Raw genomic sequence first — 21,397 nt, 5'->3', positions numbered from 1 at the left:
ATCTTGTCCTCAGGCCTTGGGAGGCGCGCCCTTCTGGTAGCGGGAAACGAGTTGGATCAGACCAAGGCAACCCCAGGTGATGCCGAAGGAAATCACGGCAAGCGCTGCCGGTTCATAGGCGCGGTTGGCGCCGAGCAGCTGCATATAGGGGCCGAAGGCCGGGCGGTTCAAAAGTGCCGCCATGGTGAATTCACCGATGACGATGGCGAAGGTCAAAAATGCGCCCGAGAGCACGGCGACCAGTACATTGGGCAGGATGATGCGTGACAGGATGGTCGTCCATCCCGCGCCAAGGCTCTGGGCCGCTTCCGTCAGTGTGGCGACATCGATGGTTCTAAGCCCGGTATCGACCGCACGGTACATGTAGGGCAGAGCGAGGATCGCGTAACCGAACATCAGGAGAATGTTGGTGCCGAAGGTCGTGCCGGTCAGAGGTAGCCAGCTCGAGGTGTTGTAGAGCCTGATATAACCGAACACGATGACGATGGCCGGGATGACCAGCGGCAGAAGCGTGATGAATTCGATGTAGGGGCGCAGGCCCGGCAGTTTCAGGCGTACCCAATAGGCTGTCGGCACCACCAGCAGGACGCCGAAGACGATGGTGAAAAGCGCCATCATCACCGAATAGCTGAAGGTTTCCTGAAAACGCGGATCGCTTAGCACCTTGCCATAGGCGTCGAAGGAATACTCACCGCGCCGCATCTTCAGCGAGAAGTTGGTCATGCCGATGAGCGGCAGGGCGAAATAGAGCAGGCCGAAAATCAGCGCGCCCCAGGCGAAGAAACGCTTCATTTCAGCCACCTTTCGCTGCGGGCGCGCAGCCAGATATAAAGTGCATTGGCGATGCCGGTTACGACGATCATGCCGAAGGCGAGCGCGTAACCAAGATGGGGATTGCCGAGAACGTCGCCGCGGATCTGCGCGAAGAGCAGGATCGGCACGATGTTGAGCGAGGAGCCGGTGAGCGCGATGGCGGTAGCCACCGCACCGAAGGCATTGGCAAAAAGCAATGACATGGTGCCGAGCAGCGACGGCAGCAGGATGGGAAAGGCCACCATACGCCAATATTGAAACCCGGTCGCGCCGAGAATTTCCGCCGCCTCGCGCCATTCGCGCTTCAGCCCGTCCAGCGCCGGCGTGATGATGAGGATCATCAGCGGTATCTGGAAGAACAGATAGGTGACCGTCAGGCCCCAGAAGGAGAGGATGTTGAAGCCGAGGAGCCTCAGATCAATGCCGATCTGCGTCTTCAAAAACACGGTGAGCAAGCCGACCGGGCCGAGCGTGGCGATGAAGGCGAAGGCGAGCGGCACGCCGGCAAATTGCGAGGCGACACCGGAAAAGGTGAGAAGCGGGCCGCGGATGCGTTGCGGCAGGCCACCCAGCACGACGGCCGCGGCCACGGCAAAACCGATAAGGCAGCCCAGCGCCGCGGAGGCGAGGCTGATCTTGATCGAGATCCAGTAGGCAGCAAGGATCGAAGAGGTGAAAAGCCCGGCAATGTTGTCCAGCGTGAAGCTGCCATCTGTTTGCTGAAACGCGCCGACGACGATCTTCATCGTCGGCAGGATGAGGAACAGCATAACAAAGACGGCAAAAGGTACGACGCCTATCCAGTGCAGCGGCAGCTTTCTGCCCGCGTCGGATGGCCCGCCGGTGTTGGTTGATGGCATCCTTGTCCCCAAACGCCGTTTTGAAACGGTCTGTCTATAAAGGTCTAAATCATAAAAGAAGCACCCCGGACTTCGACCGTCCGGGGTGCGTTTTCAAAAATTACTTCACGTTTGCGCCGACGACGCTGTCCCAGCCGCCGGTAACGGCAGCCTTGTTGGCATCGACTTCCTCGAGTGTCGGGAAGATTGCCTTTTCATAGGCTGCTGCCGGCGGCAGGCTGTCGATCAGCGCCTGCGGAACCTTGCCGGCCTTGACCATGGCGTTGAAGCGGATCGGGTGGCAATAGCCCTTCAGCCAGCCGAGCTGACCGTCGTCCGAATAGAGATGCTCCATCCAGAGCTTTGCAGCATTCGGATGCGGCGCGTAGGCGGAAATGCCCTGAACGTAAACGCCGGCGAGCACGCCCTTTTCAGGAACGACGACTTCGGTCGGCGGGTTGTCGTTCAGCGTCTTCTTCCAGGAAAGGGCGTTATAGTCCCAGGCGACGATGATCGGGGTTGCGCCCTGTGCCAGCGTACCAGCCTTGCCGATGACCGGAAGGAAATTGCCAGCCTTGTTGAGTTCGGCAAAATACTTCAGGCCTGCTTCGCCGGCTTCCTTGCCGGATTTTGCACCGGAGGCGAGACCGGCGGCGAGAACGCCCAGGATTGCCTGGTTGGAGGCGCGCGGATCGCCGGCGAGCGCTACCTGACCGGAATATTCCGGCTTCTGCAGATCGGCCCAGTCCTTCGGCACGTTCTTGACGAGGTCCTTGTTCACGAACAGGGACATCACGCCGTAATAGTCGCCGTACCAGTAACCTTCCGGATCCTTGACGTTGTCAGGAATTTCGTCCCAGGTGGAGACCTTGTAGGGCTGCAGCAGGCCTTCGGCCTTCATCTGCGGGCCGAAGGCGAGGCCGACGTCGATGACGTCAGGAGCCTGCGGGCCCTTGTTGTCCTTGTTGGCCTTGATCGCTTCGACTTCATCGGCAGAGCCGGCGTCGGGGTTCAATTCGTTGACGGTGATTTCCGGGTACTTCGCCTTGAAAGCGGCGATGACGTCGCCGTAACCACACCAGTCGTGCGGCAGCGCGACGGTGGTCAGCATGCCTTCCTTCTTGGCGGCGGCGATCAGTTCGGCGCTCGGCTCAGCGGCGGCAATCGCGGTGGAAGCGATGACCAGTGCGGTGGTCGTAGCAAGCAGTCGGCGGCAGTGAGAGATCACTTTTTTCTCCTCTTCGTGTTCTCATATTGCGGACGCTGATACGGAGTCTCGATGAAGCTAATGTGACGGTTGGATTGCAATTTATTTATCCGGATTCCGCCACTTTACACTCGTTTTCCGCCATCATCAGGTTTTTGGGCCTGCAATTGCGGGAGATTCCCCTCGTCATCCGATTGTCCAGATATGTTCCCCAGCTTGGTATATTATCCTGTTTTATCGTGCTGGTAGCGATTACAGGTATCCAATCAGCGCGCGGCATCCTCGTCAAGTAAGTTGCCGGCTAGATAGTTTCATGTCCTTGCCGGCCGGCGGAACAGCCGTGTCTGTTCGAACAGGCCCTCGAGTGCGTTCATGCGTTCCTTGGTTTCGTCCCAGGTGCCGTTCTGCACCGCTTCGATCAGAGCTTCGACCACGAACAGGGTGACCACGGAGGAATCCCACGCCGAAGGCGCCTCGATCCGTACACGGAAGGTGTGCAGCGCATGGCGCGCCACCGGCGATGTCCATTGATCGGTGAAGAGGATGATCTGTACGCCGTTTGCCTTGGCCACCTCGGCCAGCGTCGTCATGTCGTGCTCGTAACGGCGGATGTCGAAAATGACCAGCACATCGCCGGCGCTCATATTCAGCATATATTGCGGCCAGGCGCTGGAATTGGATGACATCAGCGTCGTCTTCGGCCGGATCACCTGCATATGGGTGAAGAAATATTCGGCAATCGCACCGGTGATGCGCCCGCCGACGAAATAGATGCTGCGCTTGCGATCCGAAAGCAGCGCCGCGGCATTGTCGAAGACGGCAGTGTCGAGATCACCAAGCGTGTCGCGCAGATTGCCGGTGATGGCATCGGCGAAGCGGTTGAGAATGTGCAGCCCTGGCGCATTGGTCGCCCAGCGGTCGTGCTTGGCGACCGGGCCTGATATCGTCGCCTCCAGTTCCTGATGCAGATGCGACTGGAATTCCGGGTAGCCCTTATAACCGAGCTTCTGCACCATGCGCGCCACCGTCGGCGTCGAAACGCCGGCATTTTCGGCGATGGTGGTGATGCTGCCGAGACCCGAAACCGGGTAGTTTCCGAGCAGGCTTTCCGCCAGCCGTTTTTCCGAACGGGTCAGTGCGTCGTAATGGGCGTGGATGACATCCGAGACGGTGGCCGTCGTGCTGCGCAAATCTTTCCCCTTCCGGTCTTTCTGCCGGTGCATGGCTAAAATAAACATCTGTGCGCGCCGCCGAGTCAATGGGGAAAATGAAGAGAAAATTTCAAAATTCCATTTGACACTCGCACTAATGTGAAGAATTCTTTTCGGCGTTAACGGAACGCGGGGGTTCCGGGTGGGGTTCGTGCATGACGCTGCGGTCACGGTTTTTCACAGAAGCGGAAGGGCAGGCCGTCGGCGTCGAGAACGCTGAGGGTAAGGGCGATGTCCTTCTCGTTTGCGAACACGCCTCCGCCGCCATTCCAGTGAAGTACGGAACGCTGGGTCTTTCGCCTGACGTGCTTTCCAGCCATGCGGCGTGGGATCCCGGTGCTCTTGCCGTCGCACGATTACTGTCTGAAAAATTCGACGCTACACTGGTTTATCAGCGGTTTTCGCGTCTCGTTTATGATTGTAACCGCCCGCCCGAATCGCCTTCCGCCATGCCTGTCAAAAGCGAGATTTACGATATTCCCGGCAATCTCGATCTCGACGAAGCGGAACGTTTCGCCCGCACGTCTGCGCTTTACGTGCCATTTCATGACCGGGTGAGCGAGATCATCGCGGAACGGCAGGCCGCCGGCCGGAATGTAGTAGTGGTGACCATCCACAGTTTCACGCCGGTTTATCACGGCCGGTTCCGCGAGGTTGAAATCGGCATCCTGCACGATAGCGACAGCCGGCTGGCCGACGCGATGCTGACGGGTGCCGAAGGGGCTTCTCTGACGGTCAGGCGCAACGACCCCTACGGGCCGGAAGACGGTGTGACACATACGCTCCGGCTGCATGCGCTGCCGGATGGTCTTTTGAATGTGATGATCGAGATCCGCAACGATCTCATCGCCAATGAGGGAGAACAGGCGGCCATTGCCGGTTTTCTCCACGAGCTTATGGGGAAGGCGCTCTCATCCATCGGTTGACGAGTGAGGGAGCAAGGGCTGGCCGATGGTGAAAGCACCGGGGCCGGCCGTCAAAAGAAGACTGCCGCCATTTTATAAAAGCCGGCCAAAGAAGCCGGAGACACGAAGCGGCAAGGGAACAGCAAAGTGCGTGCGGCAGAGCGCGGGGAGCACCCGCGTAATGCCGAAAACTGGGGCACAATCGGCCAATAATGGCTGACTGGCTTGTTTTTTTCTTATCAGGAGAGAAGGGCATGGACAGTTCATCATCAGGCGTCAGCTACAAGAAGGCTGATGCATCCTATTTCGAAAAACGCGGACTTTCCCGTTATGCGGGCGTGTGGTCGCTCTGGGCGCTTGGCGTCGGCGCGGTTATTTCAGGGCATTTTTCCGGATGGAATTTCGGCTTTTCCACCGGCGGCTGGGGCGGCATGCTGGTCGCGGGCATCATCATCGCGATCATGTATCTCGGGCTGACATTTTCGATCGCGGAAATGAGCCCGGCCTTGCCGCATACGGGCGCGGCCTATTCCTTCGCCCGAACGGCCATGGGCCCTTGGGGCGGCTTCATTACCGGCCTTTGCGAGAATGTCGAATACGTGCTGACGCCGGCGGTCGTCGTCACCTTCATCACGGCCTATGTGAACTCTATTCTCGGCCTCGATCCGGCCTATTCACCTTTTGTGTGGATCGTCTTTTATGCGATTTTCCTCGGGCTCAACGTCTTCGGGCTTGAGCTTTCCTTCAAGGTCACGCTGGTCATCACGCTGATTTCGCTCGCCGTTCTGGTATTCTTCTGGATCAGCGCCATTCCCAACATCGATTTCTCGCGTTTTGCGCTAAACATCGGTGTCGGGCCTGACGGCAAGGCGGTGGAGCTTACGGAAGGTGGCGGTTCCTTCTTCCCCTTCGGTTTTTCAGGCGTTCTTGCCACTTTGCCTTTCGCGGTTTGGCTGTTCCTCGCCATTGAACAGCTGCCGCTTGCGGCTGAAGAATCGGTCGATCCAAAGCGCGACATGCCGAAGGGCATCATTCTCGGCATGGTGACGCTGATGGTCTCGGCTTTCATGATCGTGCTGCTCAACCCGTCCCTGCCGGGCGTCGGCGCCTTCCATCTCAGCTCCTCGCTCGAGCCGCTTCTGGATGGCTTCAAGGCGATCTATGGCGATGGCGGTGTCGTGCTGCTTGGTCTCGTCGCATTGACTGGCCTGATCGCCAGCTTCCATACGATCCTCTATGCGCAGGGCCGGCAGATCTATTCGCTGTCGCGTGCGGGTTACTTCCCGACCGTGCTGTCGATCACTCACTCGAAATACCGCACGCCATACGTCGCCAACATCACCGGCGCGATCGTCGGGCTTGCGGTCATGCTCGTCATCTGGTTCTCGCTGGGTGCGGAACAGGGCGGCAGCATCATCGGCAGCGTGCTTTTGAACATGGCCGTGTTCGGCGCGATGTTCTCTTACATCATGCAGGCGATTTCCTTCATCCTGCTCAGAAAGAACCTGCCGCATATCGAGCGGCCGTTCCGTTCGCCCTTCGGCATTCCGGGCGCGGTGCTGACGGTCATCATCGCCATCATCACGCTGCTTTATCAGATCCAGGATCCGAACTTCACCAAGGGTGTGCTCTGGGTGGCCGTCTGGTTCGCCGTGGCGATCGCCTATTTCGCCTTCGTCGGGCGCCATCGCCTCATCCTGTCGCCGGAAGAGGAATTCGCGCTGGAGCACAAGCAGGCCGCCGTTGCGGCAGCGGCTGCGAAGGCCTGATGCACAAACAAACGGGCGGCCGCATCCCGGCCGCCCGATCGCCACACTAAAAGGGAACGGACAAAATGACGAGCTACACATTCGACGCGCTTAAGATGGATGTCGCCGAAGGGCGCATCGACACGGTTCTGGCCTGCCTTGTCGACATGCAGGGGCGTCTGATGGGCAAGCGGTTCCAGGCGGAGTTCTTCGTCGAAAGCGCCTATGAGGAAACCCATAGCTGCAATTACGTGCTTGCCACCGACATGGAGATGGAAACCGTTCCCGGCTATAAATCCTCCAGTTGGGAAAAGGGCTATGGCGATTATGTGCTGAAGCCCGACCTCTCGACGCTACGCCGCGTGCCGTGGCTGGAAGGCACGGCGCTGGTGCTGTGCGACGTGCTCGATCACCACACCCATGAAGAAGTGCCGCATTCGCCGCGCGCGCTGTTGAAAAAGCAGGTGGCGCGGTTGGAGGCCATGGGGCTGAAAGCCTTTATGGCGACCGAACTGGAATTTTTCCTGTTCGACCAGACCTTCGATGCGGCCCGCGCCGGCGGTTACAAGGACCTGAACCTCGCCAGCGGTTATAATGAGGATTACCATATCTTCCAGACGACCAAGGAAGAGGATGTCATGCGGGCGCTGCGCAAGGGCCTGCAGGGTGCTGGCATTCCGGTCGAGAATTCCAAGGGCGAGGCGTCTCCCGGCCAGGCGGAAATCAATGTGCGTTATGCCGAGGCGCTGACCATGGCCGACCGGCACGCCATCATCAAGAATGCCACCAAGGAAATCGCCTGGTCGAAGGGCAAGGCGGTGACCTTCCTTGCCAAGTGGAACTACAATGCCGCCGGCAGTTCCTCGCATATTCACCAGTCGCTGTGGAGCCTCGACGGCAAGACGCCGGCATTCCTCGACAAGGACGCCAAGCACGGCATGTCGGAGCTGATGCGGCATTATGTTGCCGGGCTTCTCGCCCATGCCAGCGAGATCACCTATTTCCTGGCGCCCTACATCAATTCCTACAAACGCTTCATGGCCGGCACGTTTGCGCCCACCAAGGCAATCTGGAGCCTCGATAATCGCACGGCGGGATATCGTCTCTGCGGCGAGGGCACCAAGGGCATCCGCATCGAATGCCGCGTCGGCGGGTCCGATCTCAATCCGTATCTCGCCATGGCCGCTCTTCTTGCGGCGGGCATTGACGGCATCGAAAATAAACTTGAACTTGAGCCCGCTTTTGTCGGTGATGCCTATGGCGGCAAGGATGTGCGCGAGATACCCAAGACCCTGCGTGACGCCACTGCCTTTCTGGACGGATCGAAAATGCTGCGCAACGCTTTCGGCGACGATGTGATCGATCATTACGTCCACGCCGGACGGTGGGAACAGGAAGAATACGACCGCCGCGTGACCGACTGGGAAGTGGCGCGCGGTTTCGAACGAGCCTAATCATTACGGGAAAACATCATGACCATGATCCAGAATATCTCGCCCATCGACGGCTCGGTTTATGCCGAGCGGGAGGCGATGTCGCTGGAGGCGGCGCGGGCCGCCGTTTCGAAAGCGCGCAAGGCGCAAAAGGACTGGGCGCGGCGGCCGCTTGAGGACCGCGTTCAGCTGGTTCTGAAGGGTGTCGCGCGCCTCAATGAGATGGTGGCGGAAGTCGTGCCGGAACTGGCCCATATGATGGGCCGTCCGGTGCGTTACGGCGGCGAGTTCAAGGGGTTCAACGAGCGCTCCAACTATGTCGCCTCCATTGCGGCCGATGCGCTGGCACCCCTCGTCATCGAGGAAAGCGGCAATTTCGAACGCCGCATCGAGCGTGAGGCGCATGGCGTGGTTTTCGTCATCGCGCCCTGGAACTATCCTTACATGACGGCGATCAATACCGTTGCGCCGGCGCTGATGGCCGGCAATACGGTTGTCATCAAACATGCGGCGCAGACGCTGCTGGTGGGCGAGCGCATGGTGCGGGCTTTTGTCGAGGCTGGCGTGCCTGACGATGTCTTCATCAACGTCTTCCTCGACCATGGCACGACTTCTGCGCTGATTTCCGAGGGCCTGTTCAACTTCGTCAATTTCACTGGTTCGGTGGAAGGCGGCCGTGCCATCGAACGCGCCGCTGCCGGCACCTTCACCGGCCTCGGGCTTGAACTCGGCGGCAAGGACCCCGGTTACGTGATGGAGGACGCCGATCTCGACGCCGCCGTTGATACGCTGATGGATGGCGGCACCTATAATTCCGGGCAATGCTGCTGTGGTATCGAGCGCATCTACGTCAATGAAAACCTCTATGACGAATTCGTCGAGAAGTCCGTGGCGTGGGTTTCGAACTACAAGCTCGGCAATCCGCTCGAGCAGGAAACCACGCTCGGACCGATGGCCAACAAGCGGTTTGCCAAGGTGGTGCGGGCGCAGATTGCCGACGCCGTTGCCAAGGGCGCAAAGGCGCTGGTCGATCAGAAGCTTTTCCCGGCCGATGATGGCGAGAGTGCTTATGTCGCACCGCAGATCCTCGTCAATGTCGATCATTCCATGGAATTCATGACCGAAGAGACTTTCGGTCCCGCCATCGGCATCATGAAGGTCAAGAACGACGATGAAGCCATCGCGCTGATGAATGACAGCAAATACGGCCTCACCGCTTCGCTCTGGACGCAGGATGCGACACGAGCCGCGAGGATCGGCCGCGAAATCGAGACCGGAACCGTGTTCATGAACCGCGCCGATTATCTCGACCCGGCGCTTTGCTGGACCGGCGTCAAGGAAACCGGCCGTGGCGGTTCACTTTCCGTCCTTGGTTTCCAGAACCTGACCCGCCCGAAATCCTACCATCTGAAGAAAGTCACGAAATGAATATCGTCGCCAACTGGAGCTACCCCACCGCCGTCAAGCTTGGCCGTGGCCGGATCAAGGAACTGGCGGAAGCCTGCAAGACGCTTGGCATCAAGAAGCCGCTGCTCGTGACGGATCGCGGCCTTGCCAATATGGCGATCACCGCGCATGCGCTCGACGTGCTGGAAGAGGGGGCCCTCGGCCGGGCGATCTTCGCCGAGGTCGATCCGAACCCGAACGAAATCAACATGGAAGTCGGCGTAAAAGCTTACCGCGATGGCGGCCATGACGGCGTCGTCGCCTTCGGCGGCGGCTCGGGCCTCGATCTCGGTAAGACTATCGCCTTCATGGCCGGGCAGACACGTCCGGTCTGGGATTTCGAAGATATCGGCGACTGGTGGACACGGGCGGACGCTTCCAAGATCGCGCCTATCGTCGCCGTTCCGACGACTGCCGGCACCGGTTCGGAAGTCGGCCGCGCCAGCGTCATCACCAATTCGCAAACGCACGTAAAGAAGATCATCTTCCATCCGAAACTTTTGCCGGGCGTCGTCATCTGCGATCCGGAACTGACGGTCGGTATGCCGAAGGTCATCACGGCAGGCACGGGCATGGATGCCTTTGCCCATTGCCTCGAAGCCTATTCGTCACCGTTCTTCCATCCGATGAGCGCCGGCGTGGCGCTGGAGGGGCTGCGGCTCGTCAAGGAATTCCTGCCGCGCGCCTATAAGGATGGCACGGATATCGAAGCCCGCACCAATATGATGGCGGCGGCGGCAATGGGAGCGGTTGCCTTCCAGAAGGGGCTTGGGGCCATTCACTCGCTCTCGCATCCGATCGGCGCGGTCTACAATACCCATCACGGCATGACCAATGCCGTCGTCATGCCGGCAGTGCTACGCTTCAATCGCCCGGCCGTCGAAGACAAGATCGCCCGCGCGGCGGCCTATCTCGGTATTTCCGGCGGTTTCGACGGCTTCTATGATTATGTGCTGGAGCTTCGCAAGGAGCTTGGCGTGCCGGAAAACCTAACCGCGATGGGCATCAAGCCGGACCGGATCGACGAGCTGGCGGCGGAAGCGATCAAGGATCCGAGCTGTGGCGGCAATCCGGTGCCTATGACGCTGGAAAATACCAGGAAGTTGTTCGAAGACTGCTTTTAAAGGGCAAACAGCGTGACCGCGAGATTCTCACTTTTTTCGTCACTGATTGCGGCGGCGTTGTTGGCTTTGCCTGTCGTTGCGCAGGCTTCTTCTTTTAAGGAACTTTCAGGGCAGGGCTACAAAGTTGGAGCCCTCTCGAGCAACAAGGCGGGAATTCGAGGCTGGAACCTGTCTAAAGGTTCCGACCGCTATTTTTGCGAGATGCGCGCGACCATGGCCTATTCGGGAAAGAATGGCATGGTGTCCTTCACCAGTGCCGGGCGCATGATTTCGCTTGATCGCAATACCGTTGAGAAAAGGTTGGGCGGTTCGCTGAATCTGCCCAAATATGAAGATCTCAAAGCCGGCCGGCTGCGGGTGGACGATGTGGGTTCCTGCCGCAAGCTGGCGTAAACCACTGAACTGGAAGAAGCCCGCGATCCAAATCGCGGGCTTTTCGTTGCGCCGTATAACCGTTCTTAGTCTTTTCTTAACCATGTTCGTTAAGGTTATGAAAAGCACCATGAATTGCTTCGGTGCGTGAATGAGCATGAAACGGCTCTGATCAACAGGGGGTATCATGTCTGTCATCACTTTTGCCAATACCAAGGGCGGCGCTGGAAAAACCACGGCCGTGCTGCTTCTGGCAACTGAACTCGCCCGCAGCGGCCACCGTGTGACGGTTCTGGATGCGGATCCGCAATTGTGGATTTCCCGCTGGCACGAATTATCAGGCGAGATCGAAAATCTCTCGGTGATTTCGAATGTGACGATGGCCTCGCTGGAGGGCCATATTCGCGAGAATAAAACCAATACCGACTGTTTCATCATCGACCTGCCGGGCGCGAAAACCCCGCTTCTGACCATGGCGCTCGGTATCTCCGATCATGTGCTGATCCCGGTTCAGGGCTCAGCCATGGATGCGCGGGGCGCTGCCGAAGTGCTCGATCACATCGAGTTCCTGAACCGCAGGATGGGCAAGGCGATCGCTCATTCCATCGTGCTGACGCGGGTCAACGCCATGGTGGCGACGCGGTCGCTGCTGCTCGTCAAGATGCTGCTGGCGGAAAAGAACGTCTCCGTGCTCAACACGGCGATTGTCGAGCGGGCGGCCTATCGCGATATTTTCGACTATGGCGGCACGCTCCTCTGTCTGGACTGCAAGAAGGTCAGCAATATCGACAAGGCGGTCGAAAACGCGACGGCCTTTGCCGAGGAAGTCATCAACCTCCTGCCGAAAAGACTTCCGAGGCGTGTTGCGCACCTAGCACGTCTCGTGACGCGCAAGGCTGCCTGACCCCACGTTGCGATTTCCGGCTGGTTGCAGCGGTTGGATGAAATGGGCATCCCACAAATTGCTGAGGAGAGGCGTCGTTGGCGCTTCCCATCGCCTCTTCATGGCGCGCGTTTTTTTGCTTGATTTGGAAATGATCGTTCCCTATATTCCGCTCATGACCAATACGACCCAAACCCGCTCCCAGGAACAGCGCCATCGCGGCCGGCCGCGCGAGTTCGATCTCGACCGCGCGCTCGACCGCGCGATCCGTGTCTTTTCCAGGCGCGGTTATCACGCCACCTCGGTCGGTGATCTCACTGATGCGATGGAGCTGGCGCAGGGCAGTCTCTACAAGGCATTCAAGGACAAGAAAGCCATCTTTATCGCCACGATGGAGCGCTACAGGATCGTGCAGACCGAGCGTTTCGAGGCGGCGGTGGCCGGTGGCGAGACCGGTTATGAGCGTCTGAGAGCGGGTCTCATGTTTTATGCCGAACGATCCCATGGCGGTGTGGGCTCGGACGGGTGTCTGGTGGTTGGTGCCGTTGCCGATCTGGCTGCCTTGGACGACGATATTGCCGTTGTGGTCGAGCGGGCGGTGAAGGCGAGGGAACGGATCGTCGCCCATATCATCACCCAAGGGCAGAAGGATGGTTCAGTGCATTCGAAGGCCGACCCGGATGATCTCGCCCGGGCGATGCTGTGCATGATGTACGGCATGCGCGTAGTGGGAAAAACCGGGCGCAGCCTCAAGGACATGGTGGCCGTGGTGGATATCGCCATGAAGCTTGCCGCGTGATTTTGTGACTATTTAGGAAACATTCGTTTCCATATTGGAGAAAATGATGACGACGCGTGTAATTGATGGGGATAATGTCGAGGCGACATCCATTTCCCCGGCTCTGACCTTTCTGCTGGCGACAGCCTGCGGGCTGATTGCGGCCAATCTTTATTATGGCCAGCCGCTTGCCGGCATCATCGGGGCGGAGCTTGGTCTTTCCGCAGGCGCTACCGGCCTGATCGTGACGCTGACTCAGATCGGTTATGGTATCGGCCTGCTGTTTGTCGTGCCGCTCGGTGATCTCATCGAAAACCGCAAGCTGGTGGTCACTTCGGTCTCGATGGCTGTGTTGTCGCTGACCGCCGCGGCGTTTGCGCCGCATGCGGCGCCGTTCCTGATTGCCGCCTTTCTGGTCGGCGTCAGTTCCGTGGCGGTGCAGGTCATCGTTCCCTATGCCGCCCATATGGCGCCGCACGCCATTCGCGGGCGCGTGGTCGGCAACGTCATGAGCGGGCTGATGGCCGGCATCATGCTGGCGCGGCCGGTGTCCAGCCTGCTGTCGGAAGTGGTTTCCTGGCGCGGCGTCTTTCTGACGTCGGCGGCCGTCATGGCGCTTCTTGCCGTGGTGCTTTTCCGGCTTCTGCCCGTCCGTATGCCCGAGGCGCGGCTGAGCTATGGCGCGTTGATGGCCTCGATGGGCAGGCTTGCCCTCCACACGCCGATCCTGCGGCGGCGGGCGATCTACCACGCTTTCCTCTTTGCCGCCTTCAGCCTGTTCTGGACGACGACGCCGCTTTATCTCAGCGGGCCGCATTTCAATCTCAGCCAGGGTGAGATCGCGCTCTTCGCGCTGGCGGGCGCAGCCGGCACCGTGGCTGCGCCGATTGCCGGGCGGATGGCCGATCGTGGCTGGACGCGTGCGGCCACTTTCTTTGCACTGGTGTCGGTGGCGCTTTCTTTCGCCGTCACGCATCTTGCGCCGGAAGGCTCACATCTGGCGCTCGCCATTCTGGTGGTCGCGGCAATCGTTCTGGATTTCGGCGTCACCACCAATCTGGTGCTTGGCCAGAGGGCGATCTTCACGCTCGGGGCGGAATTCCGCAGCCGCTTGAATGGAATCTACATGGCGACGTTTTTCATGGGCGGAGCGATCGGTTCCGCCGTGGGTGGCTGGGCCTATGCGGTCGGTGAATGGCAAGCCGCCTCGTGGATCGGTTTCGCCCTGCCGGTAGCGGCGCTGCTCTATTTCTTCACGGAAAAACGCTGATAAGGCCCATTGACGAAAAAGCCCGGCGGATCATCATCCGCCGGGCTTTCTTTTTTTTCTTCCGGTCGATTTATTCCGCGAATTCGACCACGACGCCGGGGCGGACCATTTTTGCCAATTCCGTCGCGTCCCAGTTGGTCAGGCGGATACAGCCGTGGCTGTTGGTCTTGCCGATCTTGGATGGCTCCGGCGTGCCGTGAATGCCGTAGGTCGGCTTCGATAGGGCGATCCAGACCGTACCGACCGGGCCGTTCGGACCCGGCGGGATTTGCAGAATCTTGTCGTTCTGGCCCTGCTTGAAGTTGATCTTCGGATTATAGGTATAGCCGGGATTGAGTGCGATGCGCTCCACCGTATGCGTGCCGCTCGGCGAGGGCGTATCCGTGGAGCCGATGGTGGCGGGATAAGCGGCGATCAGATTGCCGTCCTGGCCATAAGCAAAGACCTGTTTGATGCCCTTATGGGCAACGATGCGGGCGACTTGGCCCTTTTTAGCTTCGCCGGGATTGACGACCTTGATGATCGTGCCGGGCACGGAAAAGTCGATGCCCGGGTTCAGTTCCTTCAGATAGTTCTCATCCATATGGAACTTTTCCGCCAGTGCTTCCGAGGTGGACGTGAAGGAGAGCGCTGGCAGCTGCGATTTCGCGGCATAATCGTCGGGGATGGCGGCGACATAGGGGCCGGCAGCATCGGCGGCGGTGATCGTATACTCCACGATCGGCATGCCGCCGGAAGCGCGCAGACGCTCCAGAATATCATCGGAATTGTTCGGATCGAGCTTTTCGCCAGTCATGTCCTGCCAAGCGGCAATAGCCTTATTGACATTGTCGCCCATCTTGCCGTCGATGACGCCGGGCGAGATGCCTTCTCGATCGAGGAAGGTCTGGAGCGCGACGATCTCCTGGCGCGAGCGGTTGACCGGCGTCGTCACCGGCGTGTGGCGCTCGATCAGGTGCTCCGGCTGCGGAACGGCGGCCGTGGTGCTTTCGCCCGGCATCGGCTGGCCAAGTGGCCCGCTTTCGACGGCGCCGGGGGCGGGAACGGAGCCGGTATAGACATTATCGTCGGAACCATCGCCGCGATATTCGCGGTAGTCGCGCACGCTGCCATTGTCCTGATAGCCATAGTCGCGCTGCGGTTCGCGGTACTGGCCGCCGGGGGCGGGCGGATAATAGGTGGTGTCTTGCTGCTGACGTGCCTGCTGCCGCTGCTGATAGCCGGAGGGCATTTCTGTGGCCAGCAGATTGCCGTAGCGGTCGTAAAATACCGTGCGGCCCATCGTGTCACGGCTGATGACGATATCGCCACGCTCGGGCATGAAGTCGAGAACACGACCATCAGGAGTGACCAGCATGGTCTGCTGTTGGTCGCCATAACGCTGCTGCGCGCCCGCCTGTAGCGGGGCGAAAACCGCCGCCAGCGCGACTGTCAGACCCAGAGCTGCGTTAAGAAAATGTTTCACGATTCTGCTATCCCTTGCTTGTTCACCGATAAACACACCGCAATCTTGACCCTATTGTGAAAAAGGTGAATTCGCGGTTAATGCAATCTTAATTTCCGTCGCGACTAGTAGCGTTTCCGTGATCCATGCGTTTTTACTGCCACAGGGAGGTTATCTTGCGTTCGTTTCAGGCCGGCAGATCGCCACGCATTTTCCTCGACGAAACCTCCGTTTTCGATATCGGTTCCTGCGTCGTTGACGGCATCGATATCGCCCCCGGCCGCGCCATTCCCGATGATGGCGATGCGCGTATCGATCATTCGCTGGAGGGCTTTCTCTTCACTTGCGGCCCTGATCATATCCGCCATCCCGAGCCGATCGACGGTGACAGCGAGGGGCGCCGATATCCCTTGCATGGCTCCTTCTCCTCGCATCCCGCGACCATCATCGCTTTCGACGTTCATGAGACCAATGCGCTGGCGCGCGTCGAGGTTCCCGTGAAGCTTGCCGAAGGTGGTGCAGCACTTCTGGAGCGGACATGGCGTATCGATGGTGAGAGCGGCGAAGTCAGTCTCGATGACAGGGTCGTCAATATGTCGGGGCGGCCGATCCCGGTGTTCCTGATGTATCATATGAATATCGGTGCGCGCCTGTTTGACGATGCCGTGCGGTTGGAAGGTGCGATGCTGGATGGTGGCGGCCATGGCTGGCGGTTTGGCGAGGAGCCGGGCAATGTCTTCTGCGTCTCAGCCGGCAAAAGCGAGTGGGCAGAATTGAAGCTTGGCCCGATTGCGGCGATCGGCGGGAAAACGCTGACCGTCGGCTTTCGCACCGAGACCTTGCCCTATCTGCAGATGTGGCGGAACCAGCAGGACCCGGCCAATGTGCTTGGTATCGAGCCGGTTTCGCATCGCTGGGTGGGGCGCAGGGAGCTTGAGGCGGCCGGCGAGTTCAATATTCTCCAGCCGGGCGAAAGCCGTTCGTTCGGCCTGCGCTTTTCCATCCTCTGAGCCGAACCGAATGAAGATGTCCCGTCATTGACGCAGGGGTTTTCACCGCTTACATCGGATGCGGATTTCAAGATGACGGCCAGCGGAGGCATGACATGGATATCAGGCGCATAGACGACGAATATTCGGTAACAGGACAGATCAGCGTCGCCGATCTCGACGAGGTCAAGGCACTCGGCTTCAAGTCGATCGTCTGCCACCGCCCTGACGGCGAAGAAGACGGCCAGCCGCTTTTCGCCGATATCGCCGAGCGTGCGGAACAGCTCGGGCTCACCATCATGCATGTGCCGGTCGGCCGCTACGGCGTCGACGCCGATGCCGTTACCGGCATGGTGGATGCACTCGATGAGTTGCAGCGCCCGATGCTCGGTTATTGCCGTTCCGGCGCTCGCTCCACGGCGATCTACGAAAAGACCCATCACCTGCGCGGCTGATTTTCCGCGCATCTTCGATTTTTAATGCCAATCAACAGGAGTTTTCCATGACCATCAAGCGTATCGAGCCGGGCAAGCGCATGAGCGGCGCCGTCGTTCACGGCAACACCGTTTACCTCGCCGGCCAGGTTGGTGAAGGCACTGGTGTGACCGAACAGAGCAAGTCGGCTCTCGCTGAAGTCGACCGCCTGCTGGCCGCTGCCGGTTCCGACAAGTCGAAGATCCTGCAGACCATCATCTATCTCTCCGACATGTCCACCTTCGGCGAAATGAACGCCGTCTGGGAAGGCTGGATCGACCCGGCAAACCCGCCGGCCCGCGCCACCAGCGAAGCAGCACTGGCAACGCCGGACTACAAGGTTGAATTCATCGTCACCGCTGCTCTCTGAGCAATCGACTGATTTATGAGAAAGGCCGGGTCACGGAATGCGCCCCGGCCTTTTTTTGATGGGATAATCAAAACGTTCGTTTCGTCATGCTCGGGCTTGTCCCGAGTATCCAATCACGTATCGCAAATTGATAGGTAGCAGATGCTCGGGACAGGCCCGAGTATGACGGAGGCGAGACGCTTGTCCCAGGCTTGCGAATCGTTTGCGCTCTTCATTTCAGAAGCTAAGCAAGCGCCTTCTCAAACTGCTTCAACGTCTCCACGCGCTCCGCAAACCACAGCCGCGCCAGATCCCTGGCCGAAGCGAGATCGATGCCATCGGGGTCGATGGAGGTGATCGTCCAGCGGCCCGTCTTTGCACCGGCGAGAACGGCCAGCCGCGACGCTTCGCCCTTGATGGCGTTGAGACGGATAGCCTCATCCGCTGCCGCCACCATCAGTTCGTCTGCGCCAGAAAGCTCGGTGCGCAGATCGGCGGGCGTGATGTTGCTGGCATTGCGGGCCGGGCCGCCATTGATCTGCACGCCTTCCGTCCGCAGCCGGTAAAGACGGGTATCGGGAAGCGAGAGGTAAAGTTTCGCCTTTGGATAGCGGTCGATGTAGCGCTGTCTCGCAAGCAGCACTTCTTCCGGGCTGATCAGTTCAGCCTTGCCGACCAGCGTCAACCGCGGCAGCGTCAGTGCGTCGCCCTTGCCGAAGGGGGCGAGCGTCAGCGAGATGCGCGGGTCAGCCTCCATGTTGCGGGCGTGCAGCGTCAGGCCGGCCGCAAAGAAGAACGGCGTGCCGTCAGGCTCGATGCCGATATTGGTGGCGGTCGTATAGGGATAACCGCTCAACGGATCGAGCGTGGCAAGCGCTGCCGTGCGGGATGTATGCAGCACATCGCGGGCCACACGCACGGCCTCGAAAGGTGCGCCGGCCGAGGGCTCGATCTTCGCACCGCGTGGGGTGATGACGGGAGGGGCAACATCCGGCATGTCGTTTCCTGAGTTAGTGGATGCTGAGAGAAGCGTAAAACCTCTCCACGTCATGCTCGGGCCTGTCCCGAGCATCTGCAACCGATCGATTTAACGCGACGTGGTTGGATCCTCGGGACAAGCCCGAGGATGACGTCAAGCGAGCGTCAGGATTTACACCATGCCGGAGGCATGTCTATGCGTCATGTCAGCTTTTTGTCCTGATCTGCGTTAGCGTGCGCGTCGGCGTGATCGCTTCCGCATCCAGCTTCACCTCGATGATGGCCGGCTTGCCGCTGGCCCGCGCCCGCTCGAAGGCGGCGGCGAAGTCTTCGGTCTTTTCCACCGTTTCGCCATGGCCGCCATAGGCTTTTGCAAAAGCGTTGAAATCCGGGTTGACGAGATCGGTGCCGCTGACGCGGCCGGGATATTCTCGCTCCTGATGCATGCGGATCGTGCCATAGGTGCCATTATTGACCAGCACGGTGATGATCGGCAGGCCATAACGCACGGCGGTGATGAATTCCTGTCCGTGCATCATGAAGCAGCCGTCACCGGCAAAGCAGATCACTTCGCGCTCCGGGAACAGGTGCTTGGCGGCAACCGCCGCCGGCAGGCCGTAACCCATGGAACCGGAAGTCGGGGCCGATTGCGTGTTGTAGCGGCGGAAGCGGTGGAAGCGGTGCAGCCAGGTGGCATAATTGCCGGCGCCATTGGTGAAGATGGCGTCCTCAGGCACATTGGCTTCGATCCAGTCCATGATCGGGCCCATCTGCACCGCGCCGGGGCCGGTCTGCGGTGGTGTGGACCAGGCGAGGTAAGCCGCGTGCATGGCGGCAGTGCGCTCGACCCAAGCGGCGTTTTCGGAAAGCGTGAGCGAGGCGAGGGCGGCGACGAAATCATCCGGCGCAGCACAGATCGCCAGATCGGGGCGATAGACGCGGCCGAGCTCTTCCGCTTCGGGATAAATATGGATCAGCTTCTGCGACGGGTAGGGGATGTCGATGAGCGTATAACCGGAGGACGGCATTTCGGAGAGGCGGCCGCCGAGCAGCACCACGAGATCGGATTCCTTGATCTCCTTCGCTAAGGCCGGGTTGATGCCGATGCCGACATCGCCGGCATAGGAGGGGCTCAGATGATCGAACAGCATCTGGCGGCGGAAGGAACAGCCGACCGGCAGCTTGTTTTTCTCCGCGAAGGCCTGGAAGCCCGCGACGCTTTCTTCGGACCAGCGCGTGCCGCCGATAATGAAGACCGGCCGTTTCGCCTCACCGAGCATTTTTGCGAAGGTGGACATCTGCGACGGGCCGGGATGCGCTTCGACCGGCATATAGGGCTTCGCCTCGGGCGCTTCGACCTCTTCCACCAGCATATCTTCGGGCAGCGTCAGCACCACCGGGCCGGGGCGGCCGGAGGTGGCAACAGTGAAGGCGCGGGTGACGAATTCGGGAATGCGGCGCGCATCGTCGATCTCGCCCACCCATTTGGCGAATTCGGTGAAGGCGCGGCGATATTCCACTTCCTGAAAGGCCTCGCGCTCGCGGGCTTCGCGCTGCACCTGGCCGATGAACAGGATCATCGGAATGGAATCCTGCCTTGCGATGTGCAGACCGGCCGATGCGTTGGTTGCGCCCGGACCACGGGTCACCATGCAGATGCCGGGTTCGCCGGTCAGCCGACCCCATGTATCGGCCATCATGGCGGCGCCGCCTTCCTGACGGCAGACGACGGTTTCGATGCCGCTTTCATAAAGCGCATCCAGCACGGCCAGATAGCTTTCGCCGGGGACGCAGGAAACGCGGGAGACGCCATTGGCCTTCAGCGCTTCGACGATCAGTTCTCCGCCGGTTCTTTTCATTCCTGCTTTCATGGCGTCGTGGTCCTTTCGATGGTTTCCAGTTCGGCCAGTACCTGCGCCTGATGTTCCCCCAGCTTCGGGCTTGGGCGTTCATAACGCAGCGGCGTCTGTGACATGATAATCGGTGTCCGCACACCGGGGATGACGGTGCCATCCTGAGTCTCAAGATCAACACGCAGGCCGCGTGCCTGAACCTGCGGATCGGCGAACATCTCCTCGATGGAGTTGATCGGCCCGGCCGGTACGGCGTTCGTTTCGCACGCGGTCAGGAGATCGCGCTTGTTCCATTTCAGCGTTTCGGCGGAAATGATCTGCCGGACTTCGGCCTTATGCGCCACGCGGGTCTTGTTCGTCGCGTAACGCTCGTCATCGGCTATCGCGCCTATGCCGAGGATGTTGCAAAGGCGGCGGAACTGGCCGTCATTGCCGACTGCGAGGATCAGAAACCCATCGGCCGTCGGCACCACCTCATAGGGGGAGATATTGGGGTGGGCGTTGCCGAGCCTGACGGGGGCCTTGCCGGAAATCAGATAATTCATGTTCTGGTTGGCCAGCACGGCCGATTGTACATCCAGAAGCGCCATGTCGATATGCTGGCCTTCGCCTGACCGCATGGCGTGAATGAGGGCGGCCTGAATGGCTGACACCGAATAGATGCCGGTGAAGATATCGGCGACAGCCACGCCGGCCTTCATCGGCTGGCCATCCGGCTCGCCTGTTATCGACATGAAACCGGACATGCCCTGCACGATATAGTCGTATCCTGCAAAATCCGCATAGGGCCCGGTCTGGCCGAAGCCGGTGATGGAGCAATAGATCAGCTTCGGATTGAGCACCCGCAGGCTCTCGTAATCGAGGCCATATTTGGCAAGCCCACCGCGCTTGAAGTTTTCGATGACGACATCGGCGGTGCGGACCAGCCGGCGCACCAGTTCGCAGCCCTCGGGCGTCTTCAGATCGGCAATGATGGAGCGTTTGCCGCGATTGGTGGCGTGGTAATAGGCGGCGGACAGGTTTTCTCCATCAGCACTTTCTACAAAGGGCGGTCCCCATGAACGGGTGTCGTCACCGCCTTCAGGGTTCTCCACCTTGATGACGTCAGCGCCCATATCGGCCAGCATCTGCCCCGCCCAGGGACCAGCCAGAACCCGCGCAAGCTCGATGACGCGGATGCCGGAGAGCGGCGGTTTCCTGTTCGGCATGTCGGTCATCTGTCCCCCGGGATTTTCTGCTTGCCGGTTTATAGACCGCCGCTTGCCGCGCCGCATGTGATTT

General features: G+C 59.8%; 20 protein-coding genes. 12 read left to right on the top strand and 8 right to left on the bottom strand.

Features of this window, described 5'->3' with window-relative positions; translation table 11 throughout:
• Positions 1–9: 9 nt before the first annotated feature.
• From CFBP5499_RS09885 to CFBP5499_RS09865, 4 genes are all read right to left on the bottom strand, one after another.
• Positions 10–792 (bottom strand): ABC transporter permease, encoded by a 783-nt coding sequence (locus CFBP5499_RS09885; protein ID WP_080824654.1) that lies wholly within the window; start codon positions 790–792, stop codon positions 10–12.
• A complete protein-coding gene (locus tag CFBP5499_RS09880; protein WP_080824655.1) occupies positions 789–1,673 on the bottom strand; it encodes an ABC transporter permease in 885 nt (294 codons plus the stop codon). The genes CFBP5499_RS09885 and CFBP5499_RS09880 overlap by 4 nt, the downstream gene beginning before the upstream one ends.
• Positions 1,674–1,773: 100 nt before the next feature.
• Complete coding sequence (locus CFBP5499_RS09875; protein WP_080824656.1) at positions 1,774–2,880, bottom strand: ABC transporter substrate-binding protein; 1,107 nt, start codon at positions 2,878–2,880, stop codon at positions 1,774–1,776.
• Positions 2,881–3,170: 290 nt separating this feature from the next.
• Complete coding sequence (locus tag CFBP5499_RS09865; protein ID WP_080824657.1) at positions 3,171–4,049, bottom strand: MurR/RpiR family transcriptional regulator; 879 nt, start codon at positions 4,047–4,049, stop codon at positions 3,171–3,173.
• Between the two features lie 176 nt (positions 4,050–4,225).
• On the opposite strand from CFBP5499_RS09865, the gene CFBP5499_RS09860 reads away from it, so the two are divergent.
• The 9 genes from CFBP5499_RS09860 to CFBP5499_RS09820 all read left to right on the top strand — a co-directional run bounded on the left by CFBP5499_RS09860 (position 4,226) and on the right by CFBP5499_RS09820 (position 14,029).
• Positions 4,226–4,996 (top strand): N-formylglutamate amidohydrolase, encoded by a 771-nt coding sequence (locus tag CFBP5499_RS09860; protein ID WP_080824658.1) that lies wholly within the window; start codon positions 4,226–4,228, stop codon positions 4,994–4,996.
• Positions 4,997–5,229: 233 nt separating this feature from the next.
• Positions 5,230–6,744, top strand: coding sequence for an amino acid permease (locus CFBP5499_RS09855; RefSeq protein WP_080824659.1), 1,515 nt, complete (start codon positions 5,230–5,232; stop codon positions 6,742–6,744).
• Between the two features lie 65 nt (positions 6,745–6,809).
• Positions 6,810–8,177 (top strand): glutamine synthetase family protein, encoded by a 1,368-nt coding sequence (locus tag CFBP5499_RS09850; protein WP_080824660.1) that lies wholly within the window; start codon positions 6,810–6,812, stop codon positions 8,175–8,177.
• Positions 8,178–8,195: 18 nt separating this feature from the next.
• Positions 8,196–9,584 carry an aldehyde dehydrogenase family protein gene (locus CFBP5499_RS09845; protein ID WP_080824661.1) on the top strand — a complete coding sequence of 463 codons (1,389 nt, stop codon included), beginning with the start codon at positions 8,196–8,198 and terminating at the stop codon, positions 9,582–9,584.
• On the top strand, positions 9,581–10,726 hold the full coding sequence (locus CFBP5499_RS09840) for an iron-containing alcohol dehydrogenase (protein WP_080824662.1): 1,146 nt from the start codon (positions 9,581–9,583) through the stop codon (positions 10,724–10,726). The genes CFBP5499_RS09845 and CFBP5499_RS09840 overlap by 4 nt, the downstream gene beginning before the upstream one ends.
• A gap of 12 nt (positions 10,727–10,738) precedes the next feature.
• A complete protein-coding gene (locus CFBP5499_RS09835) occupies positions 10,739–11,119 on the top strand; it encodes a hypothetical protein (protein ID WP_080824663.1) in 381 nt (126 codons plus the stop codon).
• A 166-nt stretch (positions 11,120–11,285) separates the two neighbouring features.
• The gene (locus tag CFBP5499_RS09830) at positions 11,286–12,002 is read left to right on the top strand and encodes a ParA family protein (protein ID WP_080824664.1); all 717 of its coding nucleotides are present in this window, start codon (positions 11,286–11,288) and stop codon (positions 12,000–12,002) included.
• Between the two features lie 130 nt (positions 12,003–12,132).
• Entirely contained in the window at positions 12,133–12,780 is a 648-nt protein-coding gene (locus CFBP5499_RS09825) for a TetR/AcrR family transcriptional regulator (protein WP_080827260.1), read from the top strand.
• 46 nt (positions 12,781–12,826) lie between these two features.
• Positions 12,827–14,029: an MFS transporter gene (locus CFBP5499_RS09820; protein WP_175416674.1), complete on the top strand. Its 1,203-nt coding sequence runs from the start codon at positions 12,827–12,829 to the stop codon at positions 14,027–14,029.
• A gap of 70 nt (positions 14,030–14,099) precedes the next feature.
• Here CFBP5499_RS09820 and CFBP5499_RS09815 read toward each other — a convergent pair whose 3' ends face one another.
• Positions 14,100–15,494, bottom strand: coding sequence for a L,D-transpeptidase family protein (locus CFBP5499_RS09815; RefSeq protein ID WP_080824666.1), 1,395 nt, complete (start codon positions 15,492–15,494; stop codon positions 14,100–14,102).
• 155 nt (positions 15,495–15,649) lie between these two features.
• On the opposite strand from CFBP5499_RS09815, the gene CFBP5499_RS09810 reads away from it, so the two are divergent.
• From CFBP5499_RS09810 to CFBP5499_RS09800, 3 genes are all read left to right on the top strand, one after another.
• On the top strand, positions 15,650–16,483 hold the full coding sequence (locus tag CFBP5499_RS09810; protein ID WP_080824667.1) for an aldose 1-epimerase family protein: 834 nt from the start codon (positions 15,650–15,652) through the stop codon (positions 16,481–16,483).
• 95 nt (positions 16,484–16,578) lie between these two features.
• A complete protein-coding gene (locus CFBP5499_RS09805) occupies positions 16,579–16,917 on the top strand; it encodes a TIGR01244 family sulfur transferase (protein ID WP_080811858.1) in 339 nt (112 codons plus the stop codon).
• Between the two features lie 47 nt (positions 16,918–16,964).
• Positions 16,965–17,306 carry a RidA family protein gene (locus CFBP5499_RS09800; RefSeq protein WP_006310481.1) on the top strand — a complete coding sequence of 114 codons (342 nt, stop codon included), beginning with the start codon at positions 16,965–16,967 and terminating at the stop codon, positions 17,304–17,306.
• A 223-nt stretch (positions 17,307–17,529) separates the two neighbouring features.
• Here CFBP5499_RS09800 and CFBP5499_RS09795 read toward each other — a convergent pair whose 3' ends face one another.
• The 3 genes from CFBP5499_RS09795 to CFBP5499_RS09785 form a co-directional block, all read right to left on the bottom strand.
• Positions 17,530–18,282 carry a HugZ family protein gene (locus tag CFBP5499_RS09795; protein ID WP_080824668.1) on the bottom strand — a complete coding sequence of 251 codons (753 nt, stop codon included), beginning with the start codon at positions 18,280–18,282 and terminating at the stop codon, positions 17,530–17,532.
• A 187-nt stretch (positions 18,283–18,469) separates the two neighbouring features.
• The gene (locus CFBP5499_RS09790) at positions 18,470–20,122 is read right to left on the bottom strand and encodes a thiamine pyrophosphate-binding protein (RefSeq protein WP_080824669.1); all 1,653 of its coding nucleotides are present in this window, start codon (positions 20,120–20,122) and stop codon (positions 18,470–18,472) included.
• Positions 20,123–20,130: 8 nt separating this feature from the next.
• Entirely contained in the window at positions 20,131–21,333 is a 1,203-nt protein-coding gene (locus tag CFBP5499_RS09785; RefSeq protein WP_080824670.1) for a CaiB/BaiF CoA transferase family protein, read from the bottom strand.
• Positions 21,334–21,397: the final 64 nt, after the last annotated feature.

This window comes from Agrobacterium tumefaciens (assembly GCF_005221325.1).
In the GTDB taxonomy this organism is placed as follows: Bacteria; Pseudomonadota; Alphaproteobacteria; order Rhizobiales; family Rhizobiaceae; genus Agrobacterium.
This window is presented reverse-complemented; position numbering and strand designations above follow the sequence as displayed.